This window comes from Halomonas sp. E19, assembly GCF_052439355.1.
Taxonomy (GTDB): Bacteria; Pseudomonadota; Gammaproteobacteria; order Pseudomonadales; family Halomonadaceae; genus Halomonas.
In genome coordinates this window covers 2,354,550-2,370,688 of the sequence record NZ_JBNFWU010000001.1, presented here as the reverse complement: position 1 = coordinate 2,370,688, position 16,139 = coordinate 2,354,550, and the positions used below count along the sequence as shown (strand labels likewise).

Genomic DNA, 16,139 nt, shown 5'->3' with positions numbered 1-16,139 from the left:
ATGGAAGTCATTCTGCTCGACAACATTGGCAAGCTGGGCGGCCTGGGCGACAAGGTTGCCGTCAAGGCTGGCTACGGCCGTAACTATCTGGTGCCCTACGGCCTGGCCGTGCCGGCCACCAAGGACAACCTGGAGGCCTTCGAGGCCCAGCGCGCCGAGCTCGAGGCCCAGGCCTCCGAGCGCAAGGCGATCGCCGAATCCCGCGCCGCTCAGCTGGCCGAGATCGAGCTGTCGCTGGTCGCCAAGGCCGGTGACGAAGGCAAGCTGTTCGGCTCCATCGGTCCGCGTGACCTGGCCGAAGCGCTGGGCCAGGCCGGCATCGAAGTCGCCAAGAGCGAAGTCCGCATGCCCGAAGGTCCGATTCGCCAGACCGGCGAGTACGACATCGACCTGCACCTGCATGCCGAAGTCGACGCCACCGTTCGCGTGGTCGTGGTAGCCGAGTAATTCGCTGCCGCATGCTGCGAGGGCGCGGGGAGACCCCGCGCCCTTTCTGTGTCTGTACTACACGAATCCCCTCTCCCGACTCCCCGTTCCCTTGCCCAGATCGTCGGCGCACGAACCGGCCGCCTCAGTCATGCGCGGGCGCTAGGGTAAGCTCGGCGTTCGGGTAGAATGGCTACGCATGTTTCATCGAGGTTGCCCGCCATGAACGATACCTTCGAGCTCGACCAGGAAACCGCCGCCTTGAAGGTGCCGCCCCATTCACTGGAAGCGGAGCAGTCGGTGCTGGGCGGCCTGATGCTCGACAACCAGGCCTGGGATACGGTATCCGAACGCCTGGTGGCCGACGACTTCTATCGCTACGAGAATCGCCTGATCTTCAATGCCATGACGGGCCTGGCCGAAGCCGGGCAGCCGCTGGATGTGGTCACGCTTTCCGAGGCGCTGGAGCGGCGCGACCACCTGGATACGGTTGGCGGACTCGCCTACTTGGCCGAGCTGGCGCGCAATACGCCTTCGGCCAGCAACATTCGCGCCTATGCCGACATCGTTCGCGAGCGGGCTACCCTGCGCAAGCTGATCCGCGCGGCCAACCAGATCGCCGACGGGGCCTTCAGCCCCCAGGGGCGGCCGGCCGACGAACTGCTCGACGAGGCGGAGCGGCTGGTGTTCCAGATCAGCGAGGAGCGCCCCAAGTCGGGCGGTCCCATCGGCATGAGCGAGCTGCTGGCCAAGGCCGTGGACCGCATCGACGAGCTGTTCAACATGAAGGGCGAAATGACCGGCCTGTCCACCGGGTTTCGCGACCTCGACGAGATGACCTCGGGGCTGCAGCCCTCCGACCTGGTGATCATCGCGGGACGCCCCTCCATGGGCAAGACCACGTTCGCCATGAACCTGGTGGAGCATGCGGTGATCGCCAGCGACCGACCGGTCATGGTGTTTTCCATGGAGATGCCCGCCGAATCGCTGATGTTGCGCATGCTCTCCTCCCTTGGCCGCATCGACCAGACGCGGGTGCGTACCGGCCAGTTGGAAGACGAGGACTGGCCGCGCCTGACCTCGGCGGTCAACCTGCTCAAGGACAAGCAGCTGTTCATCGACGATACGGCGGCGCTGTCGCCCAACGAGATGCGCTCGCGCATCCGGCGCGTGGTGCGCGAGCACGGCAACATGGCGCTGATCATGATCGACTATCTGCAGCTGATGCAGATTCCCGGCTTCTCCGAGAACCGTACCGGCGAGATCTCGGAGATATCGCGCTCGCTCAAGGGCATGGCGAAGGAGTTCGGCTGCCCGGTAGTGGCGCTGTCGCAGCTCAACCGCTCACTGGAGCAGCGCCCCAACAAGCGCCCGGTCATGTCGGACCTGCGCGAGTCGGGCGCCATCGAGCAGGACGCCGACCTGATCGCCTTCGTCTACCGCGATGAAGTCTACAATCCGGATAATCCCGATAACCAGGGGCTGGCCGAGCTGATCATTGGTAAGCAGCGTAACGGGCCCATCGGTACGGTGCACATGGCGTTCATCGGCCGCTATACGCGCTTTGAGGACCTGGCGCCAGACAGCTACGGTGAAGCGTTTGGGGAGTGACAATGGGGGTTGAGCCCTGCGTACGGCCCCGTATAATGCCGGGCCCCGGACGGTAGATTGCAAGGAGACAACATGGCGGGCGGATTTCGGCGCGGCAAGCGCCAACGTACACCCAAGCTCGAGGCGCGCGGCGTGCTGCAATCGCTGGAGCGGGAAGGGCCCTTCAAGGAGTGGCTCGGCATGCCGGATCTCTATCGCTTCCGGCTGATGGTCGATGGCGAAACCTACAGCTACCAGACCGAGGACGCCGAACTCACGGTGGCGGTAGGCGACCGCGTGGTATTTCGCTACAAGGAAACCAAGGCGGGGAAGTGGGTCGATCGCAACTCGCTTGGCAAGGCCATCGATCCGTCCAGCCTATCCTAGGTTTTCCCGGGTGACAGGAACCTCTCCTGCGTAGCGGTGGTCATACCAGTGTTATGCTACTGTCATGAAGCTGATATCGGGCACAGAGATACTGTGCCCGACTTGTATCAGTTGACCGTCATGGAGGGAGCCATGGAATTCAAAGATCTCAAGGCATTTGTCGGCCGCCACGACAACTTCGAAGTTCGCGTCATCACCCATACCGGCAGCCACTGCTACCAGGTGGAGCTGGAAGATGTGGAAGGGAAGCGCCACATGCTGTCTCGGCGCGGCAAGCCGGCGGTGTTCCGCTCGCTGGAGGATGTCTACCTCGAGCTGCAGCGCGCCGGCATCCACCGTGCCTATCTGGTGCAGCATGTGCCGCATGAGGAGGTGATCGGGCGCGATGCGCATTACCACGACCCGTTGACCTCACGCATGCCGCTGGTGTTTTGACCCGCGCTGCGTGATAGCTCCGACTGGCGCTATCCCTTTCTCGCCGTCGCCTCGCAGTCATCCAGCGCCCCAGGCGCACGCGGCGGCGGGCACACAGGTAGCTGGCATCCAGCAGCGGGGCCAGGCCGGGCAGCAGACTCAGCCTGATCAGCCAGCGCTAGCCCAGCACCGCGTACAAGGCGCGGCTGGCGTCCATTCCGATATACCACCTCCCTGGGCATCAAGCGCATGCATCCTGCCCATCATCTTGGTGAAGGCCGTGCCCAGCGGTGCGGCATCGAAGTCTTTCGCCCGTATATCGACGAAGAGCCCCCTGTCGCTGTGCCGCTGTGCGGTCAGCCAGTCGACCTCCTTGCGGCACAGCGGGCATCGGCCGTCATAGAACGGCGTGGCCGGGGGGCCTGGGCGCGCAGTGTCTCGGCTCGATTCATCGTGCTCCTGGTGGGATCCACCCTGATCATTAGCTGTACAATTTTATGCGATAGTACAACTTCATTCCCGGCGACGCGACGACCCTGATAGACTAGCCGGCATGGCGACATCGACCTCAAGGAGCTCATGAATGACCACGCCTTCCCGGGACCCAGCCTCCGTCCTTCCGGACTCGGCAAGCCAGTATTGCCCGGTACATGCGCCGTCGGACCACCCCCGTGAATCGCCCTCGCGTCGGCGTGCTGCTGGCCAATCTAGGGACGCCCGACGGCACCGATTACTGGTCGATGCGTCGTTACCTCAATGAGTTCCTCTCCGACAAGCGGGTGGTCGACTACCCCAGCTGGAAGTGGCAGCCGCTGCTGCAGCTGATCATTCTTACCCGCCGTCCGTTCAAGTCGGGCGAGGCCTACCGCGGCATCTGGAACCAGGAGCGCAACGAAAGCCCGCTGCTGACCATCACCCGCGAGCAGACCCGCAAGGTGGCAGAGTCGCTCAAGGCGCTGTACGGCGATAGGGTGATGGTCGACTTCTGCATGCGCTACGGTAACCCTTCGACCGAGAGCGTGCTGCGCCGCATGCAGGCGGCCGGCTGCGATCGCATTCTCTTCTTCCCGCTCTATCCGCAGTACGCCTCGCCCACCACCGCCACCGCCAACGATCAAGCCTTCCGCACCCTGATGAAGCTGAAGTGGCAGCCGGCCATTCGCACCGTCCCGGCCTATTTCGAAGAGCCGACCTATCTCGATGCGCTGGCCGCTTCCGTGCGCGAGGCCTACGATGCGGCCGAATCCCGCCCTGAAGTGCTGGTGGCGTCCTACCACGGCGTGCCCAAGCGCTTCCTGATGGAAGGCGATCCCTACCACTGCCAGTGCCAAAAGACCACGCGCCTGCTGCGCGAGCGGCTCGGCTGGAAGGAGAGCGAGGTCCAGACGGCCTTCCAGTCCCAGTTCGGGCCGGAGGAGTGGGTCGGGCCGCAAACGGTGGACCACGTGGCCGCGCTGGCGCGCCAGGGCAAGAAGCATATTGCCGTGGTGTCGCCGGCCTTCTCGTCCGACTGTGTCGAGACGCTGGAGGAGATCAACGAGGAGATCAAGGAGAGCTTCTTGCATGCGGGCGGTGAGCGCTTCACCTACGTGCCGTGCCTCAACGCTCGCGGGGACCATGTCGCGGCGCTGACTGCGATCATTCGCCGCGAGCTGTCAGGCTGGTGTTGAAAGGCTAAGATGAAACGAAGAGGCGGCCCGCAGCCATGCTGCGGGCCGCCTCTCATGCTGGCGGCAGCTCCTTGCGACAGCGGCTATATCAGCGCTGCAGCCGCGAGCGCTTGGCCTTGCGGTACTTCCACGGATGCTTGGCGCTGGCAGGACGCGCCACCCGGCTCTGGCCCACGTCCTCGTCGCGGAACTCCGGCACCGAGCCGCGGGTGCCGGTGATGAAGCGCAGATGCATGTGCAGACCTGTCTTGGCCAGCATGTGGCCGGTGACCGGCGCGGTGATGAACAGGAACAGCGTGATCAGCAGTTCCTGCACGTGGAGTTCGCGTTGGGTGATGGAAAAGTAGAGCATCGAGGCGATCAGCACGCAGCCGATGCCCAGGGTAGTGCCCTTGGTGGGCCCGTGCAGCCGCATGAAGAAATCCTTGAACTGCAGCATGCCCAGCGAACCGGTGAAGGCAAAGATGCCGCCGGCCACCAGCAGCAGGGCGATCACGGCTTCGGCAATGACGTACAGGGTCATGGCACTGTCTCCTTATTCGATGATGTCGCCGCGCAGCAAGTAGCGACAGATGGCCATGGTGCCGACGAAACCCAGCATGGCAATCAGCATCGCCGCCTCGAAGTAGGTCTTGGTATTCAGCCATAGCCCCAGCAGCACGATCAGCGCAATGGAGTTGACGTACAGGGTGTCGAGGGCCAGCAGGCGGTCGGGCACATCGGGCCCGACGGCGAGGCGATAGACGTTCATCCCCATGGCCAGCACGATCAGGGCCAGGCTGATGAGCAGCGCGGTATCTAGCATTCGAAGATCTCCTTGAGCGGCCGCTCGTAGCGCTCGCGAATCTCGCGGATCAGCGCCTGTTCGTCGGTCATGTCCAGCACGTGGATCAGCAGCGAGGAGCCGTCCAGGCGAACGTTGGTGGAGACGGTGCCCGGCGTCATGGTGATGGTGTTGGCCAGCAGCGTGATGGTCAGGCGATCAGTGACTTCCAGCGGATACTCGACGAAGCCGGGGTGCGGCTCGCGCTTGGGCAGCAGGATCAGCAGGCTCACGTGTATGTTGGCCTTGACGATGTCATACAGCACCACCAGCACGAACCAGGCCAGCTTGAGCGGATGCTTGACCCTTGGCAGCGGGTCCCGAAAATTCTGCGTCAGCAGCGGGATGACCACGGCGAGGAAGGCCCCCAGCAGCAGCTGGCCCGGCGCGATGCTGCGCACCATCAGCAGCCACACCACCAACAGGACCAGCGACAGGGTGGGCGTGGGCAGGTAGCGACCCATGGCTTTCATAGTGCCTCTCCTTGTTGGCCTTGCGGCGTCACGCGCTGGGCTGGGACCTGGGCAAGCGGATCGCCGAGCAGCTGCTGGATCGGCTCGTGGGGAGCGGCCAGCCGGGCGGCGGTGGCCTGGGTGTAACTGCTGACCGGGCCGCCGAAGATGACCAGCAGCGGGGCGGCGGCCAGTAGCCATACGACGCCGGCCAGCTGGGCGCGACTGACCTTGCCCGAGGCCACTTCGCCCTTGTAGCTGGCCCAGAAGAAGACCGAGCCGGCACGCGACATGGCGATCAGGGCGGCCAGGCTGGCCAGCAGCAGCAGCGGCCAGAGCCACAGGCGGGCCGAGCCTTCTACTGCCTGCATCAGCAGCAGCTTGCCCAGCGCGCCTGCCAGCGGCGGCAGGCCCACCGCGCCGATGGCGGCAATCAGGAACAGCCCCCGAGCAGGAAGCGCTGGTGCAGGCGGCGGCCGCGCACCAGGCGCGTACCCGCCTTGCCGCGCTGCTGGCCGATCAGTTCGGCGATTAGGAACAGGGCGCCACAGATCAGCGTGGTATGCGGCAGGTAGTAGAGCAGGGCGGTGTTGGCTTCCGGCGTGCCCAGCGCGGTGCCGGCCAGCAGGGTGCCGACCGAGACCAGCACCAGATAGGCCACCAGCGGGCGCAGGTCACGTGCGGCGAGCACGCCAATACCGGCCAGCACGATGGTGGCCAGGCCGGACCACCACAGCCAGGCGGTGATTGCCGGGGCGGCCTCGCTGTCGATGAAGATCAGGCTCTGTACCCGCAGGATCGCGTAGAGCCCCACCTTGGTCATGATCGCGAACAGCGCCGCCACCGGCGCCGGGGCGGAGGCGCAGGTGCGCGGCAGCCAGAAGTAGAGTGGCAGCAGCGCGGCCTTGAGACTGAAGACGACGATCAGCAGCAGCGCACCGGCGGTGGCCAGGGCGGCCTGGTCGCCGGAAAGCTGGGCGACGCGGCGCGCCATGTCGGCCATGTTGAGCGTGCCGGTGGCGCCGTAGAGTACGCCGAGCGCGATCAGGAACAGCGCCGAGCCGGCCAGGTTAAGGATGACGTAGTGCAGCCCCGCCCCCACCCGCGCCTTGCCGCCGCCGTGCAGCAGCAGCGCATAGGAGGCCAACAGCAGGATCTCGAAGAACACGAACAGGTTGAACAGGTCGCCGGTCAGGAAGGCGCCGTTCAGGCCCATCAGCTGGAGGTGGAAGATGCCGTGGAAGTTGCTGCCCTGCACGTCGTCGCCGGCGCAGGCGAAGAGCACGCAGCCCAGCGCCAGGAAGGCGGTAAGGATGAGCATCAGGGCGGCCAGGCGGTCGAGCATCAGCACGATGCCGAAGGGTGCCTGCCAGTTGCCGAGGGCGTAGAAGGTCAGCTCACCGCCGGCCGCCTGGCGCAGAAGCAGCAGGTTGATCACTACCAGCAGCGCGGTGATCCCGACGCTGAGGCGACGATGCGTCGCGTGGCTGGCCTTGCTGGTCAGCAGCAGGACGATGGCGCCGACCATGGGGACTAGGATGGGGAGGGCGATCAGGTGTTGCATCAGCGTACGTCTCCATCTTCGCCTTGCTGGCCGTCCACATGGTCGGAGCCAGCTCGCCGCGGGCGCGAATCGCCAGGATCACCACGAAGGCGGTCATGGCGAAGCCGATCACGATGGCGGTCAGTACCAGCGCCTGGGGCAGCGGGTCGGTCGGGGTGATCGACTCGCCAATCACCGCGGCGGCGTGGGTGTTGAGGCCGCCGGTGGAGAACAGGAACATGTTCACGGCATAGCCGAGCAGTGCCAGGCCCACGATCACGGGGAAGGTGCGCCCGCGCAGCAGCAGGTAGATGCCGCTGGCGGTCAGAACACCCACCACGAGCGAGTAGATAGCTTCCATCAGCGTTCCTCCAGTCGAGGGCGGTCTTCGGTGGTGACACTGCCCAGGTTGACCAGGATCATCAGGGTGGCGCCGACCACCGCCAGATAGACCCCGATGTCGAAGAGCATGGCCGAGGCCAGCTCGAACTCACCGATCAGCGGGAGGTGGAAATGACCGAAGGCGGAGGTGAGGAACGGGTAGCCGAACAGCCAGCTCGCCAGACCGGTGGCCGTGGCCACGGCCAGGCCGGAGACGGCCACCGCGGAGTAGGATAGCGGCAGCCGCTCGCGGGTCCAGTCGTGGCCGCGGGCCATGTACTGCAGGATCAGCGCCACGGCGGTGATCAGGCCGGCGATGAAGCCGCCGCCGGGCTGGTTGTGGCCGCGCAGGAAGATGTATACCGACACCAGCAGCGCCAGCGGCAGCAGGATCTGGGCCACCACGGCAAGGATCAGCGGATAGCGGTGGCGCGACCAGCGAATCCCTTCCAGGTTGCCCGAAGGCTTGAACAGACGCAGGCGATTGAGCAGCTTGAAGGTGGCAAGCCCGGCCAGGGTCAGCACGGTGATTTCACCGAAGGTGTCGAAGCCGCGGAAGTCGACCAGGATGACGTTGACCACGCTGGTGCCGCCGCCGCCGGGGACCGATTCGCGCAGGAAGTAGTCGGCGATGGACAGGGTCTCGCGGGTCAGCAGGGCGTAGTTGAGCATTGCTACCGCCAGGCCCAGCGAGGCCGCCAGGAACAGGTCGCGCAGGATGCGCCGGCCCGACACCAGCAGCGGCGGGCGCTGCGGCAGGAAGAACAGCGCCAGGATCATCAGGATCATCGAGACCACTTCCACCGACAGCTGGGTGAGCGCCAGGTCCGGTGCGGAAAAGCGCACGAAGGTCAGCGACACCGTCAGGCCCACCACCGAGAGCATCAATAGCGAGACCAGGCGCCAGCGGTGGCTGAGCGCGCTGCCGATGGCGCCGAACACCATCAGCGCCGCACCCAGCACCAGGATGCCATCGACTGGCTGCACGCCGCGCTCGCCGGTCAGGTTGCCGAGCTGGGAGAGGCCGATGCCGGCCATGATCAGAGCACACAGGATCAACAGCGCCTGATAGCGCTGCAGCGAGCCGTTCTCCAGGCGCAGCGTGAGCCAGAGGGTGGCCTTGATGATGCGCAGCATGATGGCTTCGAAGAGCAGGCTGGCGTTGCGGGCCGGGAACAGCGAAGCGATGCGGGCGAAGCGGCGGTGCTGGCTGAGCACGGCCACACCCCTGCTACCGCGGCAAGGCTCATGATCAGCGGCAGGTTGATGCCGTGCCACAGAGCCAGCGTGAACAGCGGGGTGGTATCGCCCTGAACGGCCAGGCTGGCGGCATGCACCAGCGGGGCGGCCAGGGTCATCGGGAACAGGCCCACCAGCAGGCTCATGGCGGCAAGGAACAGGCCGGGCAGCAGCATGCCGCGCGCCGGGTCGTGGACCTTCATCGGCGGCAGCGCCTTCTGCTCGCGGGTCAGCTTGGGGGCGGCAAAGAACAGGCTGTAGACCAGGCGCATAGAGTAGGCCACCGAGAGCGTGGCGCCCACCATGACCAGCAGCGGGATCAGGGTGCTGAGCGCGCCGAACACGTCGTTGACCAGGCTCTGCTCGAACAGCATCTCCTTGGACAGGAAGCCGTTGAATGGCGGAAAGCCCGCCATGGCAGCGCCGGCCAGCAGGGTCATGGTGCCGGTCAGCGGCATCATCGACCACAGTGCGCCGAGGCGGTCGATGTCGCGGGTGCCGGTCTCGTGGTCGATGATCCCCACGCTCATGAACAGCGCCGCCTTGAAGGTGGCGTGGTTGAGGATATGGAAAACCGCGGCGACAATGGCCAGCGGGCTGCCGAGACCCAGCAGCAGGGTGATCAGGCCCAGGTGGCTGACCGTGGAAAAGGCCAGGATGCCCTTAAGGTCGCGTTCGAGCAGGGCGAACCAGGCGGCGTACATCAGCGTGGCCAGGCCCACCAGGGAGAGCGTGATGGCCCACAGCGGGGTATCGCCCAGCGCCGGATTGAGCCGCGCCAGCAGAAACACGCCGGCCTTGACCATGGTGGCGGAGTGCAGGAACGCGGAGACCGGCGTCGGTGCGGCCATGGCGTGGGGCAGCCAAAAGTGAAACGGGAACTGCGCCGACTTGGTGAAGGCGCCGAACAGCACCAGCGCCACGATCAGCGGATAGTTCGCCGAGGTGCGAATGGTGTCGCCAGCGGCCAGCACGTCGCCCAGCGCATAGCTGCCGGCGGCCTGGCCAAGCAGCAGCAGGCCGGCCAGCAGGGCCAGGCCGCCGGCGCCGGTCACGGTCAGCGCCATCCGGGCGCCGCGGCGGGCATCGCTGCGATGCCCCCAGAAGCCGATCAGCAGGAACGAGGAGATGCTGGTCAGCTCCCAGAACAGCCACAGCAGGATCAGGTTGTCGGCCATCACGATGCCGATCATGGCGGTCATGAACAGCATCATGTAGGAGAGGAAGCGGCCGTCGTCCTCCTCCTTGGAGAGATAGTGCCCGGCATAAAACAGGATCAGGCTGCCGATGCCGAGGATGAGCAGGGCGAACAGCAGGGTCAGCCCATCGATGCGCAGGGCGAGGTCGAGGCCCAGCAGCGGCATCCAGGACAGCCGCAGGCTGACGACGTTGCCGCCGATCACCTCGGGGGCATGCAGCAAGGCGATGCCCAGCGCCAGCAGCGGGGCGATCAGCGTGGCCGAGACGCATTTCTTGCGGCCATGGCGGGACGTCATCACCGGCACCAGGGTGCCGATGATGGTAAGTAGGGGTATCCACAGCAGCGACATGGGTGATTCGTCCATTCTGGTGGCGAGTCGGCGTCGAATCGCCACGTCACCGAAGGGGCGTGGCGTTGCTGCGCCTGTGACCACTAGGCTTAGTTGGAGCGATCGCAAGATCGACAGCGGGCCGTTGGAGGCGACGATGAAGAGACGGCAGAAAATCGTTATACTACAAGCCGTTTCGCTCAGGCTTCGGGGCTTGCCATTGCCAGCTGCGGCGCCGAGTTTAAAACTTTTGCGATGCAATAAACAGCCTGGCGAGGCGCTGTAGACTCATACCTTGGGCGTATCTTCTGCTAAAGAAGTGGCAATTGATCCAAGGCAAAAAATGCCCCGCTCGTGCGGGGCGAAACGACGCTGCCCAGTGGCGGCGGAATGATCTTGACGAGCTCGAAGCCCCTTGGTGGTAGCGCTGAGGGCGGCTCGGCACAGGAAAAGGGATTAGGGAGCTGCTGATGCAACTAGCCGTGCTGTCGGGTTTCGTGCTGGCCGCCTTTGCGCCCCTGCTGCATCGCTGGTTCGGCGAGCGAACCAGCTTCGTGCTGGCGGCCTTTCCGGCGCTGCTGGCGCTAGGATTCATGGTCCAGCTGCCGGCGGTGATGGCGGGTGATACGCTGCACTTCGCGCTGGAGTGGGTGCCTTCGCTGGGCATGAGCCTGACCTTCGTACTCGATGGCCTGTCGCTGTTGTTCGCCCTGCTGATCACGGTGATCGGCACCTTCGTGCTGATCTACGCGGGGGCTACCTGCGCGGGCATCCCGACCTGGTGCGCTTCCATATCGTTATTCTGGCCTTCATGGTCTCGATGCTGGGGCTGGTGCTGGCCGATGGCCTGCTGACGCTGTTCGTGTTCTGGGAGCTGACCAGCATCACCTCCTACCTGCTGATTGGCTTCAGCCACGCCGACATCGAGGCGCGCAAGTCGGCGCGCCAGGGCTTGTTCGTGACCTTCGCCGGAGGCCTGGCGCTGATGGCCGGGCTGGCTATGCTGGGCGTCGCCGGCGGCAGCTGGTCGCTCAGTGAGCTCAACGGCATGGGCGACGTGCTGCGTGAGCACGATCTCTACCTGCCGCTGCTGCTCTGCCTGCTGCTGGGCGCCTTCACCAAGTCGGCACAGTTCCCGTTTCACTTCTGGCTGCCCAACGCCATGGCCGCGCCCACGCCGGTCTCGGCGTTCCTGCACTCGGCCACCATGGTCAAGGCCGGCATCTACCTGATGGCGCGGCTGCAGCCGAGTCTGGGAGGCACCGAGGCATGGGTCGGCATCCTGACGGTGGTGGGGGCGCTGACGATGTTTACCGGGGCCTTCCTGGCCATCCGCCATACCAATATCAAGAAGCTGCTGGCGTACTCCACGATCATGGCGCTGGGCACCCTGACCATGCTGCTGGGCATCGGCACCGAAGGGGCGCTGATCGCCTTCGTCACCTTCCTGCTCGCGCACTCGCTCTACAAGGGGGCGCTGTTCATGGTGGCGGGGATTCTCGATCACGAGACCGGCACCAAGGACGTCACGGCCATGGGCGGGCTGCGACCGCTGATGCCGGTCACGGCCATCGTGGCGCTGATCGCCGCGCTGTCGCTGGCCGGGGCACCGCCGCTGTTCGGCTTCATTGCCAAGGAGCTGATGTTCGAGGCGGCGCTGGAAGCGGAGGTCTATGGCCTGCTGGTGCTGCTGCTGGCCTTCCTGTCGGCGTTTCTCACCATCGCCGTGGCCGCCATCGTCTCGCTGCGGCCGTTCTTCGGCGAGCGTCGGGCCACGCCCAAAGTGGCCCACGAGGCGCCGCTGTCGATGCTGCTGGGGCCGGGCGTGCTGGCGGTGCTGTCGCTGCTGCTGGGGCTGCTGCCGGTCATGGCCGGCATGGGCGTGCTGACTGCCGCGGCCTCGGCGGTGATGGGCGAGCCGGTGACCGTCTACCTGTCGCTGTGGCATGGCATCAACCTGCCGCTGGTCATGTCACTGCTCAGCCTCGGGCTCGGCTTCCTGCTGTTCAAGCGCTGGGACCGCGTGCGTGCGCACCTGGCCAGGCTCGATCCGCTGATGGCCCGCGGCCCGGAAGCGGGGTACGAGGCTTTCATGCACGGGGTCACGGTGGTGTCCGACTGGCAGACCCGCATTCTGCAGAACGGCTACATGCGCAACTACATCATGGTCATGGTGCTGGTGGTGATCGCCCTGGTGGGCAATTCGCTGCTGCTGCGCCATCCGTTGCAGATCGCCTTCGAGCTCGACGTGCGCTTCCATGAGGTGGTGGTGGTCACCATGATGGTGATGGGGGCGCTGTTTGCCGCCATCGCGCGGTCGCGGCTGGGCGCGGTGGTGTCGGTGGGCATCATGGGTTTCTCCATCGCGCTGACCTTCATCCTGTTCAGTGCCCCCGACCTGGGCATCACCCAGCTGCTGGTGGAGACGCTGACGGTGATCCTGCTGGTGCTGGTGCTGTTCCGCCTGCCGCGCTTCGCCAGCCTGTCCACGCCTGTCGAGCGGGTGCGCGACATCCTGGTGGCGGGCGCCTTGGGCGTACTGGTCACGCTGCTGATCCTGACGGCCTGGGGCGTGGACCAGTTCGTGCCGATCTCCGACTACATGATCGAGCAGAGCGTGCCGCTCGCCCATGGTCGCAACATCGTCAACGTGATTCTGGTGGACTACCGGGCGCTGGACACCCTGGGTGAGATCTTCGTGCTGGCGCTGGCCGCCATCGGCGTGATCGCCATGCTCAAGCTGCGGGCGCCGGTGAGGCCGGCCAGGGCGATCCCGGAAAAGGAGACGAAGGATGGTTAAGTCCGGCACCCTGATCCTGCACACGGCAGCGCGTATCCTGATGCCGCTGCAGCTGCTGTTTTCGGTGTTCCTGCTGCTGCGCGGCCACGATGAGCCGGGCGGCGGCTTCATCGCCGGGCTGGTGGCGGCGGGCGCCTTCACCCTCTACCTGTTCGCCTTCGGCGTCTCGGCCACCCGCGAGGTGCTGCGCATGGTCGATCCGCGCGACCTGATCGGCATGGGGCTGCTGCTGGGCATGATCTCGGTGTTCCCCGCCTGGTTCGTTGGCCAGCCGTTTCTCACCGCGCAGTGGTGGACCCTGCCCGGCGTCGACTTCTATGCCTCGACGCCGCTGATCTTCGATATCGGCGTCTACCTGGCCGTACTGGGGTCGGTGCTGGCCATGGTCATGACGCTGATGGAGGTGGACAAGGATGAGCCATGAACGCCTCGGCGCCCGCCGCGCCGCTTTGCCAATCCGCCCGGGAGGTTCGCCATGGAGCCGGTAATGGCCGTGTCCATCGGCCTGATGCATGCGGCCGCCATCTTCCTCATGCTGCGTCGTTCGATCGTCAAGCTGGTGATCGGGCTGATGCTGCTGTCGAATGCCGCCAACCTGCTGATCTTCACCTCGGCCGGCATGACCCGCGGCGCGCCGCCGCTGATCCCCGAGGGGCTCGCCGCCCCGCTGGGGCGGTCGCCGACCCGCTGCCCCAGGCCGTGGTGCTGACCGCCATCGTGATCGCCTTCGGCGTGCTGGCCTTCGCCGTGGTGCTGATTCGCCGTGCCTACGAGATCGTCAAGGCCGATGACCTGGACAAGATGAAGGATACCGACACGTGAGGCCTGAAGTTGCTCTGCCCGTTCTTCTGCCGCTGCTGTCGGGAGCCATCTCGCTGCTGTTCTGGCGCTCGCGGCCCATGCAGCGCTTCGTGGCGGTGGTCGGCAATGCGGCGCTGCTCGGCGTGGCGCTGTGGCTGCTGGCATCCGTCAGCCAGGATGGCTACGTGGTCATCCAGATGGGCGGCTGGGAGGCGCCGATCGGCATCACCCTGATCGCCGACACCCTAAGCGCGGTCATGGTGGTGCTGACCGGCATCATCGGCCTGGCGCTGGCCATCTACGCTCTGGCCTCGACCGGTCCCGGCCACGAGCGCTTCGGCTACTATCCGCTGATGCACCTGCTGCTGGCCGGTGTGGCCGGCGCCTTCCTCACCGGCGACATCTTCAACCTGTACGTGTGGTTCGAGGTGATGCTGGTGGCCTCCCTTGCGCTGCTCATCCTGGGCGGCGAGAAGGCGCAGATGGAGGGCGCGATCAAGTATGTGACCCTCAACCTGCTGGCTTCGGTCATCTTCCTCACCGCGATCGGCCTGACCTACGGCATGGTCGGCACGCTCAACATGGCCGACATCGCCCAGCGCCTGGCGGTGGCCGAGCACCAGGGTATGGTCGAGGTGCTGGCGGTGATGTACATGATCGCCTTCGGCATCAAGGCGGCGGCGTTTCCCCTGTTCTTCTGGCTGCCTGCCTCCTATCACACCCCGCCGGTGGCGGTCTCCGCCCTGTTTGCCGGGCTGCTCACCAAGGTCGGCGTCTACGCGCTGTTCCGCGTGTTCACGCTGATGTTCGACCAGACCATGGGCTACACCCAGGATTTGCTGCTGTGGGGTGCGGCGCTCACTATGGTGACCGGCGTGCTGGGAGCGGCGGCGCAGTTCGAATTCAGGCGCATCCTGTCGTTCCATATCGTCAGCCAGATCGGCTACATGATCCTGGGGCTCGCTCTCTACACGCCGCTGGCCATCGCCGGCGGGGTGTTCGCGGTGATGCACAACATCATCGTCAAGACCAATCTGTTCCTGATCAGCGGCATCACTCGGCGCCTGCAGGGCACCTACGAGCTGAAGAAGATGGGCGGGCTCTACCGCGAACGGCCCTGGCTGTCGGTCGCCTTTTCCTTTCCGCCTTCTCGCTGGCCGGGATACCGCCACTGTCGGGCTTCTTCGCCAAGTTCGTCATCGTGCGCGCCGGCATCGAGGCCGAGGCCTATGTGGTTACGGCGGTGGCGCTCGCGGTCGGCCTGCTGACCCTCTATTCGATGGTGAAGATCTGGAACGAGGTATTCTGGAAGACCCTGCCGGAGGACAACCTGGTGCCGGCCGAGGAAACCGTGATCGGCGACGACAGCCGCATGGTGCCGCCGAGCCTGTGGTTGATGTACCTGCCGGTGGCGGTGCTGGCGCTGTTTGCGCTGCTGATCGGCGTGTTTGCCGAGCCGCTGATGGGGATGATGAACCAGATCGGTGACCAGCTGATGCACCCGCAGGGCTATATTGAGGCGGTGCTGGGCAGCGTGGGTGGGGTGGAAGATGCATTCATTGAGCCCCTGGAACAGGAGGAGTGGCCATGACAGGCGCGATCTGGAACCTGCTGCTGGCGCTGGCCTGGGTCATCCTGTCCGGTGACTTCTCGGGCCTGAACCTGGTGGTCGGCCTGGTCTTCGGCTATATCACCCTGGTCCTGATCGAGCCCCAGGTCGAGGCGCTCGCCGGCTACCCGGCTCGAATACCGAGGATCCTCGGCTTCATCGGCTTCTTCATCAAGGAGCTGGTCCAGGCCAACCTGCGCGTCGGCTTCGACATCCTGACTCCGCCCTGGCACATGAAGCCCGGCGTGATCGCCATGCCGCTGGAGGCGCGCACCGAGCTGGAGATCACCATGGTGGCCAACCTGATCTCGCTGACGCCGGGCACGCTGAGCCTGGACGTGTCCGACGACCGCCGGGTGCTCTACATCCATGCCATGTTCCTTGACGACGAAGAGGAGCTCAGGCGCAACCTCAAGGAGATGGAGTCCCGTGCCCTTGCGCTGTTCCGCTGAGCCTGCCGATGACGAGAGAGTGA

The 16,139-nt window shown here is 65.5% G+C and carries 10 protein-coding genes and 7 pseudogenes; 10 read left to right on the top strand and 7 right to left on the bottom strand.

The window, feature by feature from the left end:
- The 4 genes from rplI to ACUDAL_RS12430 all read left to right on the top strand — a co-directional run bounded on the left by rplI (nucleotide 1) and on the right by ACUDAL_RS12430 (nucleotide 2,838).
- Entirely contained in the window at nucleotides 1-447 is a 447-nt protein-coding gene (rplI, locus tag ACUDAL_RS12445) for a 50S ribosomal protein L9 (RefSeq protein WP_444678345.1), read from the top strand.
- 201 nt (nucleotides 448-648) lie between these two features.
- Nucleotides 649-2,037: a replicative DNA helicase gene (gene dnaB, locus ACUDAL_RS12440; protein WP_444678344.1), complete on the top strand. Its 1,389-nt coding sequence runs from the start codon at nucleotides 649-651 to the stop codon at nucleotides 2,035-2,037.
- 72 nt (nucleotides 2,038-2,109) lie between these two features.
- The gene (locus ACUDAL_RS12435; protein ID WP_444678343.1) at nucleotides 2,110-2,403 is read left to right on the top strand and encodes a hypothetical protein; all 294 of its coding nucleotides are present in this window, start codon (nucleotides 2,110-2,112) and stop codon (nucleotides 2,401-2,403) included.
- A 132-nt stretch (nucleotides 2,404-2,535) separates the two neighbouring features.
- Nucleotides 2,536-2,838 (top strand): DUF6482 family protein, encoded by a 303-nt coding sequence (locus ACUDAL_RS12430; protein WP_444678342.1) that lies wholly within the window; start codon nucleotides 2,536-2,538, stop codon nucleotides 2,836-2,838.
- A gap of 147 nt (nucleotides 2,839-2,985) precedes the next feature.
- Here the strand turns inward: ACUDAL_RS12430 and ACUDAL_RS12425 are convergent, their stop codons facing one another.
- Nucleotides 2,986-3,177 carry a hypothetical protein gene (locus ACUDAL_RS12425; protein WP_444679376.1) on the bottom strand — a complete coding sequence of 64 codons (192 nt, stop codon included), beginning with the start codon at nucleotides 3,175-3,177 and terminating at the stop codon, nucleotides 2,986-2,988.
- A 223-nt stretch (nucleotides 3,178-3,400) separates the two neighbouring features.
- Between ACUDAL_RS12425 and hemH the strand changes: the two are divergent.
- Nucleotides 3,401-4,487: pseudogene (gene hemH, locus ACUDAL_RS12420) on the top strand (ferrochelatase).
- Nucleotides 4,488-4,575: 88 nt separating this feature from the next.
- On the opposite strand, the gene ACUDAL_RS12415 reads toward hemH, so the two are convergent.
- From ACUDAL_RS12415 to ACUDAL_RS12390, 6 genes and pseudogenes are all read right to left on the bottom strand, one after another.
- The gene (locus ACUDAL_RS12415) at nucleotides 4,576-5,010 is read right to left on the bottom strand and encodes a Na+/H+ antiporter subunit G (RefSeq protein ID WP_444678341.1); all 435 of its coding nucleotides are present in this window, start codon (nucleotides 5,008-5,010) and stop codon (nucleotides 4,576-4,578) included.
- A gap of 12 nt (nucleotides 5,011-5,022) precedes the next feature.
- Nucleotides 5,023-5,292 carry a K+/H+ antiporter subunit F gene (locus ACUDAL_RS12410; RefSeq protein WP_444678340.1) on the bottom strand — a complete coding sequence of 90 codons (270 nt, stop codon included), beginning with the start codon at nucleotides 5,290-5,292 and terminating at the stop codon, nucleotides 5,023-5,025.
- On the bottom strand, nucleotides 5,286-5,783 hold the full coding sequence (locus ACUDAL_RS12405) for a Na+/H+ antiporter subunit E (protein WP_444678339.1): 498 nt from the start codon (nucleotides 5,781-5,783) through the stop codon (nucleotides 5,286-5,288). The genes ACUDAL_RS12410 and ACUDAL_RS12405 overlap by 7 nt, the downstream gene beginning before the upstream one ends.
- A pseudogene (locus ACUDAL_RS12400) lies at nucleotides 5,780-7,329 on the bottom strand (monovalent cation/H+ antiporter subunit D). The gene ACUDAL_RS12405 and the pseudogene ACUDAL_RS12400 overlap by 4 nt, the downstream one beginning before the upstream one ends.
- Nucleotides 7,326-7,666 (bottom strand): annotated as a pseudogene (locus ACUDAL_RS12395) (Na+/H+ antiporter subunit C). Before ACUDAL_RS12395 ends, ACUDAL_RS12400 begins: the two co-directional pseudogenes overlap by 4 nt.
- A pseudogene (locus ACUDAL_RS12390) lies at nucleotides 7,666-10,475 on the bottom strand (monovalent cation/H+ antiporter subunit A). The pseudogenes ACUDAL_RS12395 and ACUDAL_RS12390 overlap by 1 nt, the downstream one beginning before the upstream one ends.
- A gap of 449 nt (nucleotides 10,476-10,924) precedes the next feature.
- Here ACUDAL_RS12390 and ACUDAL_RS12385 point away from each other — a divergent pair.
- The 5 genes and pseudogenes from ACUDAL_RS12385 (at nucleotide 10,925) to ACUDAL_RS12365 (ending at nucleotide 16,116) form a co-directional block, all read left to right on the top strand.
- Nucleotides 10,925-13,254: pseudogene (locus tag ACUDAL_RS12385) on the top strand (putative monovalent cation/H+ antiporter subunit A).
- Nucleotides 13,247-13,678 carry a Na+/H+ antiporter subunit B gene (locus ACUDAL_RS12380; protein WP_444678338.1) on the top strand — a complete coding sequence of 144 codons (432 nt, stop codon included), beginning with the start codon at nucleotides 13,247-13,249 and terminating at the stop codon, nucleotides 13,676-13,678. The pseudogene ACUDAL_RS12385 and the gene ACUDAL_RS12380 overlap by 8 nt, the downstream one beginning before the upstream one ends.
- Nucleotides 13,679-13,729: 51 nt before the next feature.
- Nucleotides 13,730-14,076, top strand: a pseudogene (locus ACUDAL_RS12375) (Na+/H+ antiporter subunit C).
- A pseudogene (locus ACUDAL_RS12370) lies at nucleotides 14,073-15,646 on the top strand (Na+/H+ antiporter subunit D). Before ACUDAL_RS12375 ends, ACUDAL_RS12370 begins: the two co-directional pseudogenes overlap by 4 nt.
- Complete coding sequence (locus ACUDAL_RS12365; RefSeq protein ID WP_444678337.1) at nucleotides 15,643-16,116, top strand: Na+/H+ antiporter subunit E; 474 nt, start codon at nucleotides 15,643-15,645, stop codon at nucleotides 16,114-16,116. The pseudogene ACUDAL_RS12370 and the gene ACUDAL_RS12365 overlap by 4 nt, the downstream one beginning before the upstream one ends.
- Nucleotides 16,117-16,139: the final 23 nt, after the last annotated feature.

Bases quoted from the DNA above. Each gene is read 5' to 3' on its own strand.
- ACUDAL_RS12405 (WP_444678339.1), bottom strand. From the start codon at position 5,783: ATGAAAGCCATGGGTCGCTACCTGCCCACGCCCACCCTGTCGCTGGTC.
- ACUDAL_RS12435 (WP_444678343.1), top strand. From the start codon at position 2,110: ATGGCGGGCGGATTTCGGCGCGGCAAGCGCCAACGTACACCCAAGCTC.
- dnaB (WP_444678344.1), top strand. From the start codon at position 649: ATGAACGATACCTTCGAGCTCGACCAGGAAACCGCCGCCTTGAAGGTG.
- ACUDAL_RS12365 (WP_444678337.1), top strand. From the start codon at position 15,643: ATGACAGGCGCGATCTGGAACCTGCTGCTGGCGCTGGCCTGGGTCATC.
- rplI (WP_444678345.1), top strand. From the start codon at position 1: ATGGAAGTCATTCTGCTCGACAACATTGGCAAGCTGGGCGGCCTGGGC.
- ACUDAL_RS12410 (WP_444678340.1), bottom strand. From the start codon at position 5,292: ATGCTAGATACCGCGCTGCTCATCAGCCTGGCCCTGATCGTGCTGGCC.
- ACUDAL_RS12415 (WP_444678341.1), bottom strand. From the start codon at position 5,010: ATGACCCTGTACGTCATTGCCGAAGCCGTGATCGCCCTGCTGCTGGTG.
- ACUDAL_RS12430 (WP_444678342.1), top strand. From the start codon at position 2,536: ATGGAATTCAAAGATCTCAAGGCATTTGTCGGCCGCCACGACAACTTC.
- ACUDAL_RS12380 (WP_444678338.1), top strand. From the start codon at position 13,247: ATGGTTAAGTCCGGCACCCTGATCCTGCACACGGCAGCGCGTATCCTG.